Here is a 17,852-nt window from a genome sequence, read left to right on the forward strand (position 1 = left end):
CGGCCGTGCACTTTTATTTGACGCACTAGCCAGCGCGTGCGTATCATTGCCAAAATCATCGGAGAGGAGACACGGAAAGTTGAAGACCAGATTCCTATTTACGGCCGCAGCCGTGACTGCAATCAGTGTGATGTTCGCCGCCTGCAGTAAGACCGAAAAGGCGCAAACCGAATCGCAATCGCAACAGATGCCGCCGCAACAGAGCCAGATGCCGCCGCAAGGCAATCCGCATGCGGCTGCGGTTCCGAACACCGTTGCCGGGATTACCTGGTTGACGCCAGAAGGCTGGGCGTCGGGCGGCGACCGCCCGATGCGCATTGCCACCTACCTGATTGACCCCGCCGACGGCAAGGCCGAGTGCGCCGTTTTCTACTTCGGCTCCGGTCAGGGCGGGGATGTTGACGCCAACCTCGCCCGCTGGATTCGGCAGGTCGCGCAGCCGGATGGTTCGGATTCGCAGGCGAAGGCCAAGCACGGGACGATTGCGTCCGAGTGCTGCGAGATCAAGACGATCGAAGTGGAGGGCACTTACATGTTTTCAGCCGGTCCGATGATGCAGGTTCAGGAGGAGCGTCCCGACTACATTCTGTTGGGCGGGATTGCCCCCGCGCCGGAGGGAAACGTGTTTTTCAAGCTGACTGGCCCGAAGGCCAAGGCCGAGCAGTGGCGCGCTTCCTTTGGCGCACTTTTGAAGTCGATCAAGAAGACCACGTCGTAGATACCGTCGGCCTCGCAGCCGACACTGCACCGGACTTAGGGCCGCCGTCGCGCCAGTGACGGCGGTTTTCTTGTTGCTGCGTCCCGATTCTGCAAAAAATCGACAATTTGGTGTACGAACCTAACGTCGACAATCCTCTTTACGTTAAGCAATAGCTTGCTCGCAATCTCACCAACCGCAACGGCGACGGCATTTCGGCGCGTGCTGGACTGCCGGCGATGTTCGTCGCAGACAGGAGGTGCCGGCCAGTAGGGAGAAGAGACCTATTGTTGACTGTCTTAGGCTGTATGTACCCGCTCCGACCGCTGGCGCGGTCCTCCGATGGGTAACCCACGGCCGCGTTCGTGGTCGGAGCTGAATTCTGGATCGCGGAGGTTAATCGGAATGAAATCGAAGTTTATCGCCAAGTACACCTTGATCGCTTTGATCAGCCTGACCCTGCTGTCGTCGTTGCTTTGGGTTGGCTGCGGCACCGATCAGAATCCTGTGGATAATTCCATGAGTTCATTATCGCCCAATAGACCGGAGAATTTCAAGAAGGCTATCGCTGCTCAAGAGCGGTTTACGGAGCAACTGATGCAGCTGAACGGCGTGGTCGGCACGGGCACCGGCGTCGATGCCAACGGCAACCCTGTTGTCAAGGTCTTCACCTCGCGGCCGGATGTCAAAGGCATCCCCGGGACGCTTGACGGTATCCCGGTCGCGATCGAAGAGACGGGAGAATTCACCGCCTTCAGCCTGACTGAGTACTACCGTCCGGTTCCCATCGGTGTCTCGGTGGGCAACAATCTGGAGTGTGCTGCCGGTACGATCGGCTGTGTGATCTATATCAACGGCGAGAAGTATATCCTGTCGAACAACCATGTTCTCGCGCGGGAGAATCTGGCGGTCATCGGCGAGGACATCGTCCAGCCGGGCCGCTACGATATTAACTGTGCCGATCATCTGGCCACCGACAAGGTGGGCGATCTCAGCGACTTCGAGCCGCTGAAGTTTGACGGCACCAATAATTACATCGATGCCGCCATCGCCGAGTACTCGACGACGGACGTCACCTGTGCGACGTTGCCGGAATTCTACCAGTTTCCGTCCGGCGCGGTTGCCACTGCCGCCGTCGGCCAGGCGATCAAGAAGGTTGGACGCACGACGGAATTCACCACGGGCACGGTCTCAGCGATCAATGTGACAATCAGTGTCGGCTACACGCGCGGAACGGCGAAGTTCGTCGGACAGATCATGACCAGCAAGAAGTTCTGCAAAGCCGGAGATTCCGGTTCACTCGTGGTGCTAAACGATGGGACTGATCGACCGGTCGGTCTCCTCTTCGGGGGCACCAAGACCGGTCAGGCGATCCTGAATCCGATCGGTTCGGTTCTAACTCGTTTTGGCGCTTCAATCTGCGAGAATTGACATATTCCCCCCGCCTCTGAGCGAGATGGGGACCGGTAATCGGCCCCCATCTCCCGCCTCAGGCAGGCAATTTCTTGTGATAAACCGTTATCCCTGCTTGACTTCGGAATTCTGTTACGTATAATATTTGTCTGATCGAAAGTTATCTGGAGGACGTATAAATGGCGAAAAGACAGTCATTCGCGGATAAGGCCAGCAAAAAGGCGCACGTCAAATTGTGCCCGGTTTGCGGCACGGCCGTCGAGCCGACCCGCGTCGTCGATCCGACCTATACCACTGACAAGAAGTCGTGGAAGTTCAAGGATCGGATCGTCGAGATCTGCAAGTGCAACCAGAAAGAACTTCTGGGTTGAGACTTCGACCGTATTAGGAATTTTCATTGCGTACTTTCGGTTCGGGTTCAACTCCCCAACCTCTCGCGGACTATTTATCAGGGATGAACTATCAGGCGCTTTTCGAAGCGAAAATCCTTCCGCTCGTAATCCGTCCGGCACGCTATATCGGTAATGAATGGGGCGCTGCTCACAAGACGGCGGCTGTTCGTGTCGTACTGGCGGTTGCGGACAAATACGACCGTGGCATGGCCGAGCCGGAGTTGCTGCGGCTATATCGGCTTTTCAATGCGGAGGCCGACTTGGCCTGTGAGCGCGTCTTTGCCCCCGACGTGGACGCCGAGAAGCTCTTGAAGGAAGAGAACCTGCCGCTGTTCTCACTCGAATCGCTGACGCCTATCGCCGACTGCGACTGGCTCCACTTCTTGATTTCCGATCCGCTCCATTTCAGCGCCCTGATTACGATTCTCAAGTCGGGGCAGCTACCGCTGCGATCGAATGAACGCAGCGAAGTGCACCCGCTGATCAGCGCTTCCTCGGTCAAGCCGTTTAATCCGGAGCCGATTGCCGACCTGCTCGATTTCTTCTTCTGCGGGGAGGTCGACACGGCGCTGGCGCAGTTGCGACCGCTGATCTCATCTCGCCGCGCGCTCGATCGATCAGCGATCTTGCCGCAGTTGGCGCAGATTTCCGGTGTGTATGTGCCGAGTCTCTATCAGCCGCAGTACAGCGGCGACCGATTCGCCGGTCTGACGGCGACGGCAGCAGCGGCGCCGGCGAAGATCCGCGCGCGCAGCGGCGACAAAACGGGCCGGTTGGTCGTTCCGATCCTGCCGTATGAAGAAATCACCGGTGACCGAGTGAACGTTTTCCTCGGTTCGAGCGTCGATGTCGCCAAGACGGTCGAATTCATCGATCGTGCGTTGCAGCAGACAGGCTATGATGAAGTATCATTCCACGGTGACCTGGTTGCCGGGATCAAGAATTTTGATCAGTTGACGACGCAGGTCGGCCAGCGCTTCCGCGACCGCCACATCGCGGTCACCTTGCCGGCACTGCCGCCGGTGGCTGCCGCGATCGAATACCAGCGCGCCGTCACGTTTGCCGAAAAGCAAACGCTGCGGTTTGCGCTGCTGTCGGGCAGCGAGCGCCTGCGCGAAGCGCACGGCCACTACGCCGGGATCGATCAATTCTATCAAGTGTTGGCCAATGCGTACGCCTCCGGCTGGCGGTCGGTGCGGCTCGACTTCGAAATCGGCCTGCCGGAAGAGAGCCCGCGAGATGTCGAGGATACGATTGCCGTGATCCGCAACTGTGATGCCGTGCGCGCCGAATATGGCGACAAGTATTTCCTGCACGTGACGCTGTCGCCGGCGCAGGCGAGCGTGGGCAGCGAGTGGCAGTGGGATGCGCTGACGCCGCCGGCCGAGTATCAGGCACGCTGCGACCGGATTCAGAAATCGGCGCGTGGTCGCAATATCCAATATCGCGTGCGCGAAGCCGGCGCCGCGTACCTGCGCGCCGTCTTGGCCCGCGGCGATCGCCGTCTGGGTGAGGCGATCCTGTCCGCGCACGAACGCGGCGCGCGCTTTGACGGTTGGAACGAGCACTTCAACTTCGAGCTGTGGACGCAGGTCTGCGCCGAATGCGGTCTGCCCGTCGACAAGCTTGCGGCGGAGATTCCCTTGACCGCGACCTTGCCCTGGGATCATCTTGACTATGGCCAGTCGAGCGAGGATCTGCGTCGCCGCCGCCAGACGGCGTTTCCGGCTGAAACAGTGCGTAAAGAAAGTGCAGGCTTCAAGCTCGGTGACATCATTCTCGCCAAGCCGGAGTTGGCTGAGCAAATTCTCGCGGCGCCGGAGAGTCCGCCGTCGCCGAGTCAGTCGTTCGGCCGCCGACCGAAGCGGACGCCGGTGCAGGCGGTGGCGATGGTTGTGCCGCGCAGCCGGGTGCGGGTTCAGTGGCGGAAAGATGCGCCCGCGCGCTTCATCGGCCATCTGGCGACGATGCGGATGTTCGAGCGGGCGTTGCGGCGCGCCGAGATTCCGGTGAGTTTCTCGCAGGGATTCCATCCGCGGCCGCGGCTGTCGTTTGGTCCGCCACTGTCGGTCGGGTATACCTCGGAGGCCGAGTATTTCGATATTCAGCTTGAGGCGCCGTATCAGGACACGATGCTGGACCGGCTCAATCGCGCCTTGCCCGCGGGTTTCACAATTGTACAGGGGCGAACGGTTTTCGGCAAAGCCGCGTCGGTGTCGAGCCAGATCAACCTGGCGTGTTACGCGGTCGAGTTGCCGGAAAGCTGCGCCATCGCACAAAAACAGATTGATTCTCTGCTCGAACAGCCGACGATAATTGTAGAACGAATAAAGGCTGACGAAAAATCGGAAGTCGATGTCCGCAATTCGATCATCGCCCTCGAACTTCAGCGCGGCGACTCCGTAAACCTGCTCAGAATGGAGCTGGCGCTCGGCAACCTGGGATTCGTTCGTCCCGATGAAGTCCTGGCCTTCGGGTTCGGTTGGAGTTCACGGGAAATTTTATCTTTGAATATTTGTCGCACGGCGCTAATCGTTCTGTTTGGAAAGAGCCGCCTAAGTCCGTTTGAGGTTAGTGGATGAGCGAACAGCAGCAGCAGCACCTTAATCCTCGCGAAGAAGCCTACCGGGTGCTTATGATCGCCCGCCGCGATCCGGAGGCGTTGCAGCAGGAGTTGTCCCAGCTCAAGCAGAAGAATTTCCGCGGCCGCTTCGATCTCAATCTCGCGATTTACCTGGTCTCCGGCACGATCAAGATGCAGAAGCGGCTCGACCTGATTCTATCGCAGTACCTGCGCAAGAAGCTCTCGTCGCATTCCGATTCGCTGATTACCGTGTTGCGCGTCGGCTGCTTCCAGTTGCTGCCCGACTGCAACATCCCGCACTACGCCGCGGTCAACGAGACCGTGAATCTGGCCAAGAAGTACACGCCCGGTGCCGAGGCGATGGTGAACGCCGTGCTGAAAAATATCGCGCAGAACATCGAGAAGCTCACCTTCGAGGAACTGCGCGCCGACATGCTCAACTTCCTGACGCAGTTCTACTCGTATCCGATCTGGTTCGTCAAGGAATTGCTGGCGGTGTATCCGGAGGCGGTGGTCGAGAAGTTCCTGCGCAACGGCAACGATCCGCAACCGCTGCAACTGCGTCTGCGCGACGACGGCGATCGCGTCAAGCAGTACCTCGCCAAGCTGCAGCAGGCGAACATTCGCTTCAAGCAAGGGAAGTTTCTCAAGAACTTCATTCATATCATCGCCGACGTCAACCCGGTGCAGCTGCCGCTCTTCGACTCCGGCGAGTTTATCATCCAGAACGAGGCCTCCGGGCTGGCGGTGGAATTGCTCAATCCGCGCCCCGGCGAGACCGTGCTCGATCTCTGCGCGGCGCCCGGCGGCAAGACCACGGATATCGCGTTGCGCATCGGCGAGGGCGGCAATGTCACGGCGCTGGACAACTCCGAGCCGCGCCTGAACCTGCTGCGCGAAAACATCCAGCGTCTCAAGATTGCCAACATCTTTCCGATCAAGGCCGACGGCACGAAATTCCGCTCCGGCGAGTATGACAAGATTCTGGTCGACGCGCCCTGTTCCGGTTCCGGCGTGTTCCGCAAATTTCCCGAGGGGCGCTGGATCACGACGCAGGAGGATATTCCGCGCTATGCCGCCCTGCAACAGGCGTTACTCGGCAATGCCGTGACCCTGCTCAGGCCGGAGGGCGCCATCGTCTACTCCACCTGCTCGGTGTTGCGCGCCGAGAACGAAGCGGTGATCGCGGAGTTTCTCAAGGAGCATCCGGAATTTGAAGTTCGCATTCCCGAGACGTTCAAGTTCAAGGAAGTCCTGGGTGAAGACAACTTCATGCGCACCTACCCCGGCCTGAAGTATCTCGACAACATCTTCGCCGCGTACCTGACGCGCAAGTAGGGCAGCGCCGCGATGACGCCGCGCTCATACCTCAAACCGCTCTTCTACTACGTCGGCGTGCCGCTGCTGGCGTTCCTGGTGATCTTCATTTTCCTCAACAATTTCGTGATGCCGATCATTACCAAGCACGGCGAGGAATTTGTCCTGCCCAGCCTCATCGGCAAAACCGAGTTTGAAGCCGACGAGATCGCGCAGAAATTCGATCTCACCCTGGAGGTTGCCGGCCGCGAATACTCGATTGAAAAGCCGCAGGGGCAAATTCTGACGCAGGTACCGGAGGCGGGCACGATGGTCAAGCAGGGCCGCAACGTCAAGATCGTCGTCTCCGCCGGCACCCGGATGAGCCAGGTGCCCGAAGTCTACGGACTGCCGTTGGCGCAAGCCACGATCACGCTGCAAAAGGCCGGCTTCCAGGCGGGCGACATTGTCTGGATGAAGGTTGATTCGTTGCCCAAGAACACCGCCATCGAGACGATTCCCTCCCACGGCGCGACCTTGCCCGCGGGCGCCAAGGTCTCGATCGCCGTCAATCAAGGCGAAGAGCAGAATATCCTGATCATGCCGTCGCTTGTCGGTCTGCCGTTGGAGCGCGCGCGGGAGCGGTTGGAAGGCCTCGGCCTCGTGCTTGACGATATCAAGCGCGTCAAAGAGGAGCGCTATCTGCCGAATACCGTCCTCGACCAGAAACCGGCGCAGGGCACCCAGGTGTTGCGCGGCGAACGCGTCAAACTCTCCGTTTCCAAGACTGATTAATTGCAGTTGCTTCAACACGCATGGCCTGCGATAATGGCCTCCGGCGCCGCAGCAATCGTGATTCGCGCCGATTGGGAAGAGTAAGCATGCCGCTGGTTGCACCGTCGCTTTTAGCTGCCGATTTCCTCCACCTGGAATCTGATGTCCGCCGCATCGAAACTGCCGGCGTCGACTGGTTGCACATGGATGTCATGGACGGCCACTTCGTTCCCAACCTGAGTTTCGGCCCATTCATCATCAAGCAGATCGACGGGATCAGCGCGCTGCCGCTCGACGTCCACCTGATGATCAGTAATCCCGAGAAGTACATTGACGCCTACCTCGACGCCGGCGCCGACTACCTGACGGTGCACGGGGAAGTGATCCAGGATAACGTCGCCATTCTCGACGAAATCCGCCGCAAGGGCGCGCATCCCGGCATCGCCCTCAATCCTGATGCGCCGGTTGAGAACTATCGCCACCTGTTTCCGCACATTGATTTATTTCTGGTGATGTCAGTTTATGCCGGTTTCGGCGGGCAGAAGTTCATTCCGGACGTGCTGCACAAGGTCAAAACCGCCGCCGCCTGGCGGCAGCAGCACGGCTTCGATTACTTGATCTCGATTGATGGCGGCATCAACGCCGAGACCGCAGCTGCCGCCAAAGCTGCCGGCGTAGATGTTCTTGTCGCCGGTACCGCGTTGTTTAGATCTCCCGACATTCCCGCGTTCGTGCGCTCCCTCCGGTCGTGATTTGGTGCCCCACCGCTTGCGGTGGGGAAGTCCACGCAACCGACATGCATGGGGTTGGGTCTGCCTACCCGTCGTCGCAGATCCGGCCGGTACGGCAGCGGGGGCGAAAAATTCCCCTTGTCAAGTTTCGTCAACAGTCTCAATTTTTCTCCATCATCGCAGCCGCCGGTGATTTTGGATGCTTTTGCCCGCGACGGCTGCACTACTGCGATCGGACCAATCCGCTCGTGGCGAGCCTCAGGGTTTGCCCGGGCTGAAATAAGTAGCTGCGACGGATACGCGGCTTTCGGCTGTGAACAAACACTGAACCTGCGCTTGTCGGCGCCGATAATGAGAGTGGATTGTCGTCGACAAACATCGGAGGTTGACATGGTATTCAATTTGATCGCCCTGCTGGTTGTGCTCGCTTTTATCGCCATCGGCACCAAGAAGGGCTTTCTGCGCGAACTGATGGCGCTGCTCGGACTGGTCGCCGCGCTCGTCATCTCGACCGGTAAACTTGATTTCGTGGCGGAGGAGATTGCCGCCGCGCTGGATGCCTCGCCGCTGACGGTGGCGGTGATTTCCTATATCATCGTGCTCGGCCTGATCTACGCGTTGTTCAAGCTGCTGGCCAAGATCCTCGAGAAGGCGATCTCGGTGCAGAGTCTCGGCGACCGCGACAAGTGGGGCGGTGCGATTGTCGGCGCAATTCGCGGCTGGCTGATCGCCGGCGTGCTGCTGTTCATGACCATCATCCTGCCGCTGCCGCGTGCCTACTACGAGATGATGGACAAGTCGATGCTGGCGACCTCCGCGGCCAAGTCGATCCAGGTGATTTACGACACCTCCAAGCCGCTGCACAGGACCTGGCCGACGTTTGTCGAGAAGGTGGAAGCGACCTTGACGACGATGCCGAGCGACAAGAAGGACGCTCCGAAGCGCAAGACGCGCAAGTCGCCGGAGAAGCAGGCCAAGGAAGCGCTGGCATTGCAGGATGCGCTCGACCGGCTGTATTATTTCTACGGCGAGGCGGATACGTATTAGGTGCACCCCACCATGACAGACGAGATTGTCTATCTCACTGGCGATTCCTCTGTGCGGGCCTAATTGACAGACAAGAATGTCTATCCTACCGGGAATGTTGGTAGGTTAGACATTCCTGTCTGACACCGGAAAATCCTAATGAAAGCGAAAACTCCGTAGGGGTAGGGACTGCCTACCGGCATGATCCGGCGCAGATTCGTTGGTTGGGCAGCGACAGACAAGAATGTCTATCCTAACAGATTGTTGGTGGGTCGGGTGGTAGGTCAGGATCCCTGCGATCCTGACGTTGGCTGGGAAGATTCAGTTGGCGTCAGGTCACATCCCGCACGGTTGAGGGCAGAGGCTTTTCCAAATGGTGCGTCGTGCGAGACAAAACGTGACGCAACGGGATCACACCAGTGGATTCGCTGCATAGGCTGAGTTGACTGACAGGAATGTCTATCCTACCGTTCAACAAATCCCCCCCAAAGCACGAAACCCGAACCGGGCGGGCGCCTGGTTCGGGTTTCTGTTGAGCAACTTGTCGTTACTACTAACCCGGTAACTCAAGGTCTAAAAGGTGGGACTATTTAAAAGCATATAGGGGCGAAATTGGGTTTTTGCTTTCCTCTCGGTGTTTTTGTCGAGGGGCCGGTTAAGACCCCTCGACAATCGGTAATGCAAACGTGAAGTGAATTTGCATTTACTGCTTCGATGACACGGTTTCTAACTCACTTCGTTATGATTATCTATCAAAGGCCGTGCCAACTTTGACTGCCTCCGGGAATCTTGCAACCCCTTGTGCCACAACGAAGGTGACTTCGTCACAGTTTGTAGCTGCCCTGACGAAGCAGTTTCTGCGACGCGACCTTGAAGGACGATAACCGCCTGATGTCTGGAAGTAGTTGTTGTTGAATGACTTGAGTAAACGCAAGAAGTGCGGGCCAAAAAATTAACGAGTGCTGTTTGTTGACTATTGCGGGGAACACAAGTTGGAGATCTTTGAATGCTTTTGGCTTGTGTTGGAATCAAGCAAACAACACTCGTTGCAGCGCATTCGGTTGGCCCGATCTCCGCGGACCGTGCGCCAAGGGCTATATACTATGTACTCCCGACGGGCGCAAGATGAATTTTCGGAAATTTGTAGTGATTCACTCGACAAATCAGACGCGCCTCCTTGGTAGGAGGACTATTTCATGCTCAACAAACTCTGGCGTCGCCATCAGAACGCCAACCAACTTCCCAGCGATCCGGCGTCGAGCCGCCTCGCAGCCAAAAACGTTTCTGTGTCGCAGCCGCGTCTAAAGACGATCACTCTCGATCTTGATCGTGGTATCCACTTGTCTCCCTTCGACTCCGGTCGCGCCCGGCTCGAGATCTACCGTTTCTTGCGTGACCAGGTCCCGGTGCTCAATGCCGTGATTTGGACCTGGGTACGGCTTTGCGCCGCCCGCTATGACTTTCAGATTGTCGGCGCCCGCTCGGCCGAGCAGGAGGACGCCGTTCGATCAGTCCTGTACGATCTCGACCAGCGGGTCTACCGCAATGGTCTGCTCAAGCGCGGTGGCTTCCGCGAGCTGCTGCTGCAATTCTTCGAGTCGTTGTTCACCGACGGCGCTGTCTGCGGCGAGCTCCAGCTTTCACCGTCGCGCCGGCAAGTGGATCGCTTCCTGCTTGCCGATATGAAGACGATCGTCATCGAGCCGGAGGGCGAGAACTACCGTCTTTATCAGGAAGATGACACCCGCCGCAGCGCGCTCAATCCCGACACGATTTTCTACTATGGATTGGGTGCCCAGCCCGGTTCGGTGAGCGGGCGGTCGCTGCTGGCGGCGATTCCGTTCGTAGCGCGCATAGAGCAGACTTTGGTCTCGGATATGCACCGCGCCATGCGCTCCGCCGGCTATCACCGCATCCACGTCAAGGTCACCCGCCCCGAGAAACGTTCCGATGAAAGCGACGGCGACTACTTCACGCGCGCTAATAACTATTTTGACGACACCGTCGAGATGATGCGCGATTTCGGACCGGACAAGAATCCGGTCACGTGGGACGATGTCAATATCGAGTATCTCGGCCCCGGCACGCGCTCGTCGTCGGCTTCCGGGTGGTATCTCAACCACAAGTCGATGATCGAGGATATTTGTTCCGGCACGCATCTGGCGCCGTTCATGCTGGGTTACGCTTACGGCACGACCCACAACTGGGCCGAGTTCAAATACGAGCTGGTGCAACGACAGGTGGTCACGGTGCAGAACGCGGCGGCCTCGCTGCTCAACTGGATCGCGAACGTCGAGCTGGCGCTGCGCGGCATCCCGGCCGAAGTCCAATATCGTTTCGAAAATCGGGCCCACATCGGCCTGACCGAGCGCGCGCAGGCGGAGAAGATCCAGATCGAGAACATCGTCACGAAGTTGAACAACAAGCTGATCACGCAGGAGGACGCGGCCAACCAGATCGCGCGGATGGCGTGAGCGATCTGGCGCGCGCACCACGCCCCTGTAGCTCCGACTTTAGTCGGAGAAGGGCGACGGGCAGGTATAGCGTTCGATGGAAGAGGGTGCCCGACAGAAGGAGGACGGTATCCGACTGAAGTCGGATCTACAGGGGAGGGGGCATGTCCGACTGAAGTCGGACCCACGGGGGGCTGCAGGTCGTTTGAGGTTCCGCATTTAATCATCGCTGGAGTCAGAGGGATCACTTGTGCCTAAGTCGACATTCTCACGCAACAATCGCTGGCGGCGGGCGGTCACCGACCCGGTGTTGTTCTGCCGCGAATTTCTGGAGCTGGAGCCGCATCCGGGCCAGCGGCAGTGGTTGATGCAGTCGGTCAAGGATCAGAATCTGCTGGTCACCGGCAACCGCTGGGGCAAGTCACTGATCCAGGCCGCCAAGCTCCTGCACCGCGCGGTCTATCGTATTCGGTCGCGCCGTTATGACGACTGCCCGCGCTACCGTATCCTCAACCTCTCGATTACGCAGGACCAGGCAAACATCGTCTTCAACAACTGCCTGCAGTTGATCCGTGGCAAGTCGCTGGTCGAACTATTGGTCGATAGTGTGGTGCAAACGCCGTATCCGAGAATCGTCTTCGGCAACGGCGCCGAGATCACCGCCCGCACGTCGCAGAACCGCGCCGAGCATATTCTCGGCCACGACTACGATTTGATCAGCTTCGATGAGGTCGCCTTCGAGCCCCACGTTGACTACATTGTCAACGAGGTGCTGACGATGCGGCTGGCTGACCGCAGCGGCCGCCTCGATCTGGTTTCCACGCCGTGCGGGCGCAACTGGTTCTATCGCAAGTACCGCGAGTTGAAAGCTCGTCCCGAAAGCGCGTACGTGCAATGGGGCGCGGCAGCGGAGAATCCGAATATCAGTCAGGACTTTCTGGAAGAGAAACGCTCCCGGTTGTCGCCCGCGCGCGTCGCGCAGAACCTGGCCGGGTTGTTCGTCGATTCCGATCGCGAAATTCTGAAGGAGGAACAGATCCAGTTAGCCGTGGCGCAGTCGACCGGCCTGGCGTCACGAATGCCCGAGCATCGCTACGTCTCCGGCTGGGACTTGGCGCGCAAAGAGACCTTCACCGTCGGCATCACACTCGATATCACCACGCTGCCGTATCAACTGGTCAAGTTGGAGCGGTTTCAGAATCGCGACTGGCCGTTTGTCTATGCGGCGATCCGCGCGCGCAAGCGCGAGTATGGCGGCGACACGGTGATCGATGCCACCGGTGTCGGGGATGTGGTTCTCGCCGAAGTCGAAGACATCCATCCGATCGGCTTCATTTTCACGACGCACACGAAAGCGGAACTGCTGACGAACCTGCAATCGCAATTCGCGGCGGGGAATGTGGGGTTGCCGCCGATCGAGACTGACGTCGGGGGGAATGACTATTGGAGTCTGGCGGATGAACTGCGGGATCTGAACTGGGACAAAAATAACCACTGCGACGCCGCGATGGCGCTCGCACTGGCGTTGTGGGGGGCGAAGTCAGCGAAGTCGAAAATGCCGGACCTGGGCTTTCGACTTGGTGAGGTCTAACTCCGCCGTTTCAGCATGCGCAGGCCGGCCAGACCGGCGCCCAGGAGCAGAATCGTCGCCGGTTCGGGAACCGTCGTCGGCGGCAGGCTGCCGTCCTGGTTGTTCTGCTCGGGGGTGTAGATGTCGCGATCAAACTGGTCGCCGATGCGATCAGTTGTGCTGTTGACCAGCGAGTTGGTCGTCGAGCCCGAAGTGGTCAGGCTGGTGTTCGGCTTGTGGAAGCCCAGCACCATCGGATTGCCGTAAGCGTTCGTGTAGCTCAGGCACAGGATCGCGAGCACGGTCAAGATTGCCAGCGCGGTAAGTTTGGTGGTACTAACAAATCGTTCCAAGAGCAATCTCCTCTCAAGGTCTACATTAACAGAATCTATGCCGAAAAGCCCCATGCGGAATAAAACCGTCCAACTACTTGCGGATGAACGAGTTGGATAAGTGAAATTCTCCCGTTGGCCGCTTGCGGCACTCATTAACATTGCAGCGCACTGCACATAAGTTACGCGCAACTGCTTCCGGCACAACGCCCAGTCCGCCCTGCCGTCAACTCCGCCGTCGATCGGCAAATCACTACAAGACCCGGCCAGCCGGTAGTGAATCGCTCCAAGAATCAGACCGCACTCCTTAGTGAAGGACAACGCTTCACAGGAGGTCATGTGAAACATCTCACCGGAAGTCTGGCCGCGACCGCAAGTCTCGACTCCGAACAGGACAAGAATGAACTGGTCGCGGAGATCAATCGCGTCATCAAGCCGTCACGTGCGGCGACCGTCGACAATGTCTATCTCGGTGTGCTTGATGCCGCCTCCAACCGCGTGAATGCGCAGGGCGGGTGCTTCGGTTTGGCCGAGCTGGCGCGTTTGGCCGGCCTGATCGTCGATGTGCCGGTCTTGATCGGTCACAAGAAGCAGGAACTGCCGATCGGCCGCGTCTTCAAGGCGGAGGTCATTGAGCGCGATGGCGCACCGTGGTTGCGCGCCTACTTCTACTGGCATCGCGAGCAAACGGGTGCCGACGAACTCAAGGCCGGGATTGATGCGGGCGTTTACCGCGAATGCTCGCTCGGATTCTTGTACGCCCAACCCGAGTGCGGTATCTGCGGGCTCGACATGCGCAACTGCCGCCATCGGGTGCATGAGCCGGTGCGGGTCGGGAATCGCGAAGTGCGCGCGTTCTACTTCTACCGGAAAATTCAGCGCGTGTTGGAAGTGTCGCTGGTGTATCGTGGGGCCGTTGACGGCACCGCCGTTTCGACCCTGGCGCATCCCAACGCTCACGGCGAGGCCGATCCCTTTTGGCGGCAAAACGCCGCAATCATCTTCGATCCGTCCCAGCTTACCGTCGCACCCGGCGAACTGCTGATCGAACCCTTGTATCGTGGCGTGTGGCTGAGGCTCGATTCGTCCGGCGCGCAGATGCCCAACGGCGAGGAGTTCGATCATCCGGCCGCCGCTGAAGCTGCTGCGAAGATCGCCGAGCGCAAGGCCGTTGTCATCTGTCAAGCGATCGCCATGCGCGGTTCCAGTCGCCTGCCGGTGCGGAGCCTGCTGCGATCGAGCAATCGGGCGCGCGCCCGGCTCGTGGCATTTGACATTCTCCGCCTCGACGGCCATGATCTGGCGCACCTCAGTCTCCACGAGCGGCGGCGGTCGCTGCAGGAGTTGGTTGAGCAGGTCGACGGCCTCGAACTGGCGCCGCTGCAGCGGTGCTCGCTGGGAGAACTGGCGACTCACCCGGAACGTCACGGCTCAGCCGACGGTGCGCGCATCATTTCTATCACCGCCAGCGGTTGCACCGTCACGGAATTTCGCCGCAAGACGCACCTGCGGGTCATGATCAAGCCGGAGTCGCTCGATGAGCACCGCCACTCGCTGGTTGCCCAATTGCGTGACGGCGAAACGCTCAAGCTGGAACTGCCGGACCCTGCACTTGACCTGACGACGCCCCTGGTGTGGATCGAGCCGGTGCCCGGCGATTCGCAGCGCTGGCGGATGATCGACAGTGCCTGCGGCGATCGCGATTCTGATCCGGCCGAGGTTTTGACCAAGTTGCCGCCGCGCACGCGCCATCGCTTTGTGCTTCTGCTCGACACCAACGGCAACGCCTGGCTGCATCTGCGCCTGTCGGGCACCGAGCGGCTCTTCAAGATCGCGCTGTTGCGGTTGCCGCTCTTGCAGCTTGGCCGCCGGTTCTGGAGTGCGGCGATTGAGGCGAGTCCGGCGGCAATTCCGCAGGGCGTCCGGGTCCTCGATCGCGGCGTTGTCGAACAGTACTACGAGTGCCCCGAGTCCGGCGCCACGCTGACGCTCACCGGCGAGACGCTGCGCGACCGCTACGTCTTCAGCCGCACCAAACTGAGCGGACATCGCGCCTTCCTCTTTTCCCGTTCGGCCAGCGCTGCGCCGCTGCCGAGTCTAGCCGAGGAGTAACATGAAGAAAGCCAAACTTGCGCATCCGCAGAACCACAGCTCGGACGCGCCCGATCTTTTCCGCCGCGACAACCTGCTGCGCCTGCTGCTGACGATCGTCGTTGCGGCGGCCGGACTGATTACCGCGTATCACGCCACGATCTACGGCCTCAAGGAGCAACTGGCGACCAAGGCCGACCAGCAGCTTGTTGGCGCGATCGATTCGCGGCTGGTGCACATCGAAGCGATCCTGAACGAGCGCGTCGCCACCAAGACCGAGTTGCGCGAAGTCCGCGATCACCTCAACCAGAAACTGCTCGGTATCGAGGCGAAACTGCGCCTGCTGCCCGAGGAGGGAAGATGACCACTGATGCAATGCTGGCGGCGTTGCACGCCCACGCCGCCGACCTTGAGGCCGATGCGGTCGCTGCGATTGACTTCGCGCAGTTGCAGCGCGACCTCGAGGCCGCCGGCGCGCTGATCACCGAGCTTGATCGCCGCGCCGAGATCGGCCGGCGATTGCTCGCGAACTTCCGCAGCGATCTGCTGAACCGCGCCCGCGCCGTGGCCAAACTAACCGGCCGCGGCGCGCGCCTGACCGAGAAATTGATACTTGCCGAGTCGACCACACTCGATGAGTTGCTCGCGCTCAAAGACGACATCGACCGCGAATTTGACACGGCCTTTGCCCGGACGCTCACCGAGTCCCGCCGCGACGGGACGAGCGATGGGGCCAGGCTGGAACCCTTCAAAGTGGGGAAGAACTAACCCGCGAGCCGCAGGGAGACTTGCGACTCATTCACAAGCAGAAAGGAACTCATGGCTGTCCGTGATCAAAATCTCGAAGCCACCGGCGCGCTCTATCTGACCTTTGCGATCAGCCAGACCGCCAGTATCGACGACCTGAAGGATGCCGACATCGGCAAGGCCGTCAAACTCGCCAACAATTTTACCGTCAGCCCCGCGACCGACAATGCCCAAATCGTCGGCAAGCTGGTGGCGCTCACCTTAACCGACGCCGACAACGGCAAGCGCAAAGCGAGCGTGCAAGTTGCCGGCGTGATGACGCTGCCGATTGCGACGACCTATCCGGCACTCGGCAATCGCGTCGTCGGCGCCGCCAACGGCCGCGTCAAGCAGGCGCCCGCGCTCGGCGCTTACGATCCGGCGGGCGGCAATCTCGCCCGCGGCACGGTGCTCGCCGTCAACGGCACGACCGACTGCACCATATTGCTCAACTAAAAGGAGACTCTGATGGAACTGGAAACTTTGCAGCAGATTCCCGAATCCCTTTGGAATCTTGCCGCTGTTGATACGCCGGCCAAGGTGGCGGGGGTCGATCTGACGCGCGCCACCGGCCTCAAGGTTACGCGCGAAACCTATCAGGAGGCGCAGACCCGCGGGCTCTCGCTGACCCAACTGCTCGAAACCGACGAATACGATCCGTCGCCGGCGAAGTGTCCCCTGGATGCCTTTGAGCGCCAGTTGGCCGCGGCCGGCGTGCGCGTCAGCGGCAAATCGCCCGACACGGTGGAGTTGTTTTACCGCCAGGCGCCGACGCTGTTGCCGGAATTCGTGATGCGCGAAATCCGCCGCGGCATGGAGATGCGCCCGATGTTCAACCAGCTCACCGCCGCGCAGACCGTGATCGGCTCGAATCGCTATTCGCCGCTGTATATCGCCATCGCGCCGACCGATACACGCCTGTCGCTGCGGCCGCTCGGCGAGGGCGCCGAAATCCCGCAGGTCGCCGTCGGAGAGCAGAAGCACACGATCACCGTACCCGACTACGGCGTCGCGCTCAAGACGTCGTACAAGACCCTGCGCCACAAGACCACCGCGCAGTTCAAGGTCCTGCTCTGGTACATCGGGTTCCGGCTGCAATCGGACAAGGTGGCGCTGCTGGCGGACGTCGTCATCAACGGCGACGGCAACGCCAACCCGGCGACCGTGATCAACACCGATGTCACGGCCGCACTCGACTACGACGATCTGATCAAGTTCTGGGCGGAGTTCAGTCCCTTCGAACTCAACACGATCATCTGCCACAAGACCAAGATGCGGCAGTTGCTGAACCTGGCGGAATTCAAGGACCCGCAATCGGGTTTCAAGTTCCACGCGACGGGCGAACTGGTGTCGCCGCTGGGCGCCAAGCTTGTCCGTTGCGACGACATTGCCACCGACCTGCTCGTCGGTCTCGACTCGCGCTTCGCCGTCGAGGAGGTAATCAGCCAGCCGCTGATGGTCGAGTTCGACAAGATCATCGAGCAGAAGTTCGAAGAGGCGGTCATCTCGGAGTCGGTGGCCTTCGCCAAGGTCATCAAGGAAGCCTCCCTCGTCCTTGACGACTCCTTCTAACCCTCCCGCTCCGCACCGCTCGAACCCTCCGCCTCTGGCGGAGGGGCGGGCGGCGGAGAATGCGAAAGGACATTATGCAGACCCTGATCGATACCTCGACCGCGCACTACGCCGCCGGTCCCGGCTTCACGCGCC

16 protein-coding genes are annotated in these 17,852 nt (G+C 59.9%); 15 read left to right on the top strand and 1 reads right to left on the bottom strand.

What is annotated here, in order from left to right:
• The first annotated feature begins 79 nt into the window (after window positions 1-79).
• The 10 genes from IT585_05185 to IT585_05230 all read left to right on the top strand — a co-directional run bounded on the left by IT585_05185 (window position 80) and on the right by IT585_05230 (window position 12,957).
• Window positions 80-718, top strand: coding sequence for a hypothetical protein (locus IT585_05185; GenBank protein ID MCC6962625.1), 639 nt, complete (start codon window positions 80-82; stop codon window positions 716-718).
• Between the two features lie 384 nt (window positions 719-1,102).
• Window positions 1,103-2,128, top strand: a complete 1,026-nt coding sequence (locus tag IT585_05190) for a hypothetical protein (GenBank protein MCC6962626.1) — start codon at window positions 1,103-1,105, stop codon at window positions 2,126-2,128.
• A gap of 161 nt (window positions 2,129-2,289) precedes the next feature.
• Entirely contained in the window at window positions 2,290-2,481 is a 192-nt protein-coding gene (locus IT585_05195; protein ID MCC6962627.1) for a hypothetical protein, read from the top strand.
• 83 nt (window positions 2,482-2,564) lie between these two features.
• Window positions 2,565-5,084, top strand: a complete 2,520-nt coding sequence (locus IT585_05200) for a DUF2344 domain-containing protein (protein MCC6962628.1) — start codon at window positions 2,565-2,567, stop codon at window positions 5,082-5,084.
• On the top strand, window positions 5,081-6,424 hold the full coding sequence (rsmB, locus tag IT585_05205) for a 16S rRNA (cytosine(967)-C(5))-methyltransferase RsmB (GenBank protein ID MCC6962629.1): 1,344 nt from the start codon (window positions 5,081-5,083) through the stop codon (window positions 6,422-6,424). Before IT585_05200 ends, rsmB begins: the two co-directional genes overlap by 4 nt.
• Before the next feature lie 12 nt (window positions 6,425-6,436).
• Window positions 6,437-7,177 carry a PASTA domain-containing protein gene (locus IT585_05210; protein ID MCC6962630.1) on the top strand — a complete coding sequence of 247 codons (741 nt, stop codon included), beginning with the start codon at window positions 6,437-6,439 and terminating at the stop codon, window positions 7,175-7,177.
• A gap of 20 nt (window positions 7,178-7,197) precedes the next feature.
• Window positions 7,198-7,908 carry a ribulose-phosphate 3-epimerase gene (gene rpe / locus IT585_05215; GenBank protein ID MCC6962631.1) on the top strand — a complete coding sequence of 237 codons (711 nt, stop codon included), beginning with the start codon at window positions 7,198-7,200 and terminating at the stop codon, window positions 7,906-7,908.
• A 369-nt stretch (window positions 7,909-8,277) separates the two neighbouring features.
• Window positions 8,278-8,934 (top strand): CvpA family protein, encoded by a 657-nt coding sequence (locus IT585_05220; protein MCC6962632.1) that lies wholly within the window; start codon window positions 8,278-8,280, stop codon window positions 8,932-8,934.
• A 1,175-nt stretch (window positions 8,935-10,109) separates the two neighbouring features.
• Window positions 10,110-11,387 carry a hypothetical protein gene (locus IT585_05225; protein ID MCC6962633.1) on the top strand — a complete coding sequence of 426 codons (1,278 nt, stop codon included), beginning with the start codon at window positions 10,110-10,112 and terminating at the stop codon, window positions 11,385-11,387.
• A 229-nt stretch (window positions 11,388-11,616) separates the two neighbouring features.
• Window positions 11,617-12,957 carry a hypothetical protein gene (locus tag IT585_05230; GenBank protein MCC6962634.1) on the top strand — a complete coding sequence of 447 codons (1,341 nt, stop codon included), beginning with the start codon at window positions 11,617-11,619 and terminating at the stop codon, window positions 12,955-12,957.
• Here the strand turns inward: IT585_05230 and IT585_05235 are convergent.
• On the bottom strand, window positions 12,954-13,289 hold the full coding sequence (locus IT585_05235; GenBank protein MCC6962635.1) for a PEP-CTERM sorting domain-containing protein: 336 nt from the start codon (window positions 13,287-13,289) through the stop codon (window positions 12,954-12,956). The two genes, IT585_05230 and IT585_05235, sit on opposite strands and share 4 nt — an antisense overlap.
• Before the next feature lie 318 nt (window positions 13,290-13,607).
• Here IT585_05235 and IT585_05240 point away from each other — a divergent pair, with 318 nt between their 5' ends.
• From IT585_05240 to IT585_05260, 5 genes are read left to right on the top strand one after another with little or no spacing between them, the layout of a single operon-like run.
• Window positions 13,608-15,380 carry a hypothetical protein gene (locus IT585_05240; GenBank protein MCC6962636.1) on the top strand — a complete coding sequence of 591 codons (1,773 nt, stop codon included), beginning with the start codon at window positions 13,608-13,610 and terminating at the stop codon, window positions 15,378-15,380.
• A 1-nt stretch (window position 15,381) separates the two neighbouring features.
• The gene (locus IT585_05245) at window positions 15,382-15,723 is read left to right on the top strand and encodes a hypothetical protein (protein MCC6962637.1); all 342 of its coding nucleotides are present in this window, start codon (window positions 15,382-15,384) and stop codon (window positions 15,721-15,723) included.
• The gene (locus IT585_05250; GenBank protein MCC6962638.1) at window positions 15,720-16,127 is read left to right on the top strand and encodes a hypothetical protein; all 408 of its coding nucleotides are present in this window, start codon (window positions 15,720-15,722) and stop codon (window positions 16,125-16,127) included. Before IT585_05245 ends, IT585_05250 begins: the two co-directional genes overlap by 4 nt.
• A 51-nt stretch (window positions 16,128-16,178) precedes the next feature.
• Window positions 16,179-16,601: a hypothetical protein gene (locus IT585_05255; GenBank protein MCC6962639.1), complete on the top strand. Its 423-nt coding sequence runs from the start codon at window positions 16,179-16,181 to the stop codon at window positions 16,599-16,601.
• 12 nt (window positions 16,602-16,613) lie between these two features.
• On the top strand, window positions 16,614-17,717 hold the full coding sequence (locus IT585_05260; GenBank protein MCC6962640.1) for a hypothetical protein: 1,104 nt from the start codon (window positions 16,614-16,616) through the stop codon (window positions 17,715-17,717).
• Window positions 17,718-17,852: the final 135 nt, after the last annotated feature.

This window comes from Candidatus Zixiibacteriota bacterium (genome assembly GCA_020853795.1).
GTDB lineage: Bacteria > Zixibacteria > MSB-5A5 > CAIYYT01 > CAIYYT01 > JADJGC01.

Bases quoted from the DNA above. Each gene is read 5' to 3' on its own strand.
- IT585_05210 (MCC6962630.1), top strand. From the start codon at position 6,437: ATGACGCCGCGCTCATACCTCAAACCGCTCTTCTACTACGTCGGCGTG.
- IT585_05245 (MCC6962637.1), top strand. From the start codon at position 15,382: ATGAAGAAAGCCAAACTTGCGCATCCGCAGAACCACAGCTCGGACGCG.
- rsmB (MCC6962629.1), top strand. From the start codon at position 5,081: ATGAGCGAACAGCAGCAGCAGCACCTTAATCCTCGCGAAGAAGCCTAC.
- IT585_05220 (MCC6962632.1), top strand. From the start codon at position 8,278: ATGGTATTCAATTTGATCGCCCTGCTGGTTGTGCTCGCTTTTATCGCC.
- rpe (MCC6962631.1), top strand. From the start codon at position 7,198: ATGGCCTGCGATAATGGCCTCCGGCGCCGCAGCAATCGTGATTCGCGC.
- IT585_05225 (MCC6962633.1), top strand. From the start codon at position 10,110: ATGCTCAACAAACTCTGGCGTCGCCATCAGAACGCCAACCAACTTCCC.
- IT585_05195 (MCC6962627.1), top strand. From the start codon at position 2,290: ATGGCGAAAAGACAGTCATTCGCGGATAAGGCCAGCAAAAAGGCGCAC.
- IT585_05200 (MCC6962628.1), top strand. From the start codon at position 2,565: ATGAACTATCAGGCGCTTTTCGAAGCGAAAATCCTTCCGCTCGTAATC.
- IT585_05260 (MCC6962640.1), top strand. From the start codon at position 16,614: ATGGAACTGGAAACTTTGCAGCAGATTCCCGAATCCCTTTGGAATCTT.
- IT585_05190 (MCC6962626.1), top strand. From the start codon at position 1,103: ATGAAATCGAAGTTTATCGCCAAGTACACCTTGATCGCTTTGATCAGC.
- IT585_05250 (MCC6962638.1), top strand. From the start codon at position 15,720: ATGACCACTGATGCAATGCTGGCGGCGTTGCACGCCCACGCCGCCGAC.
- IT585_05255 (MCC6962639.1), top strand. From the start codon at position 16,179: ATGGCTGTCCGTGATCAAAATCTCGAAGCCACCGGCGCGCTCTATCTG.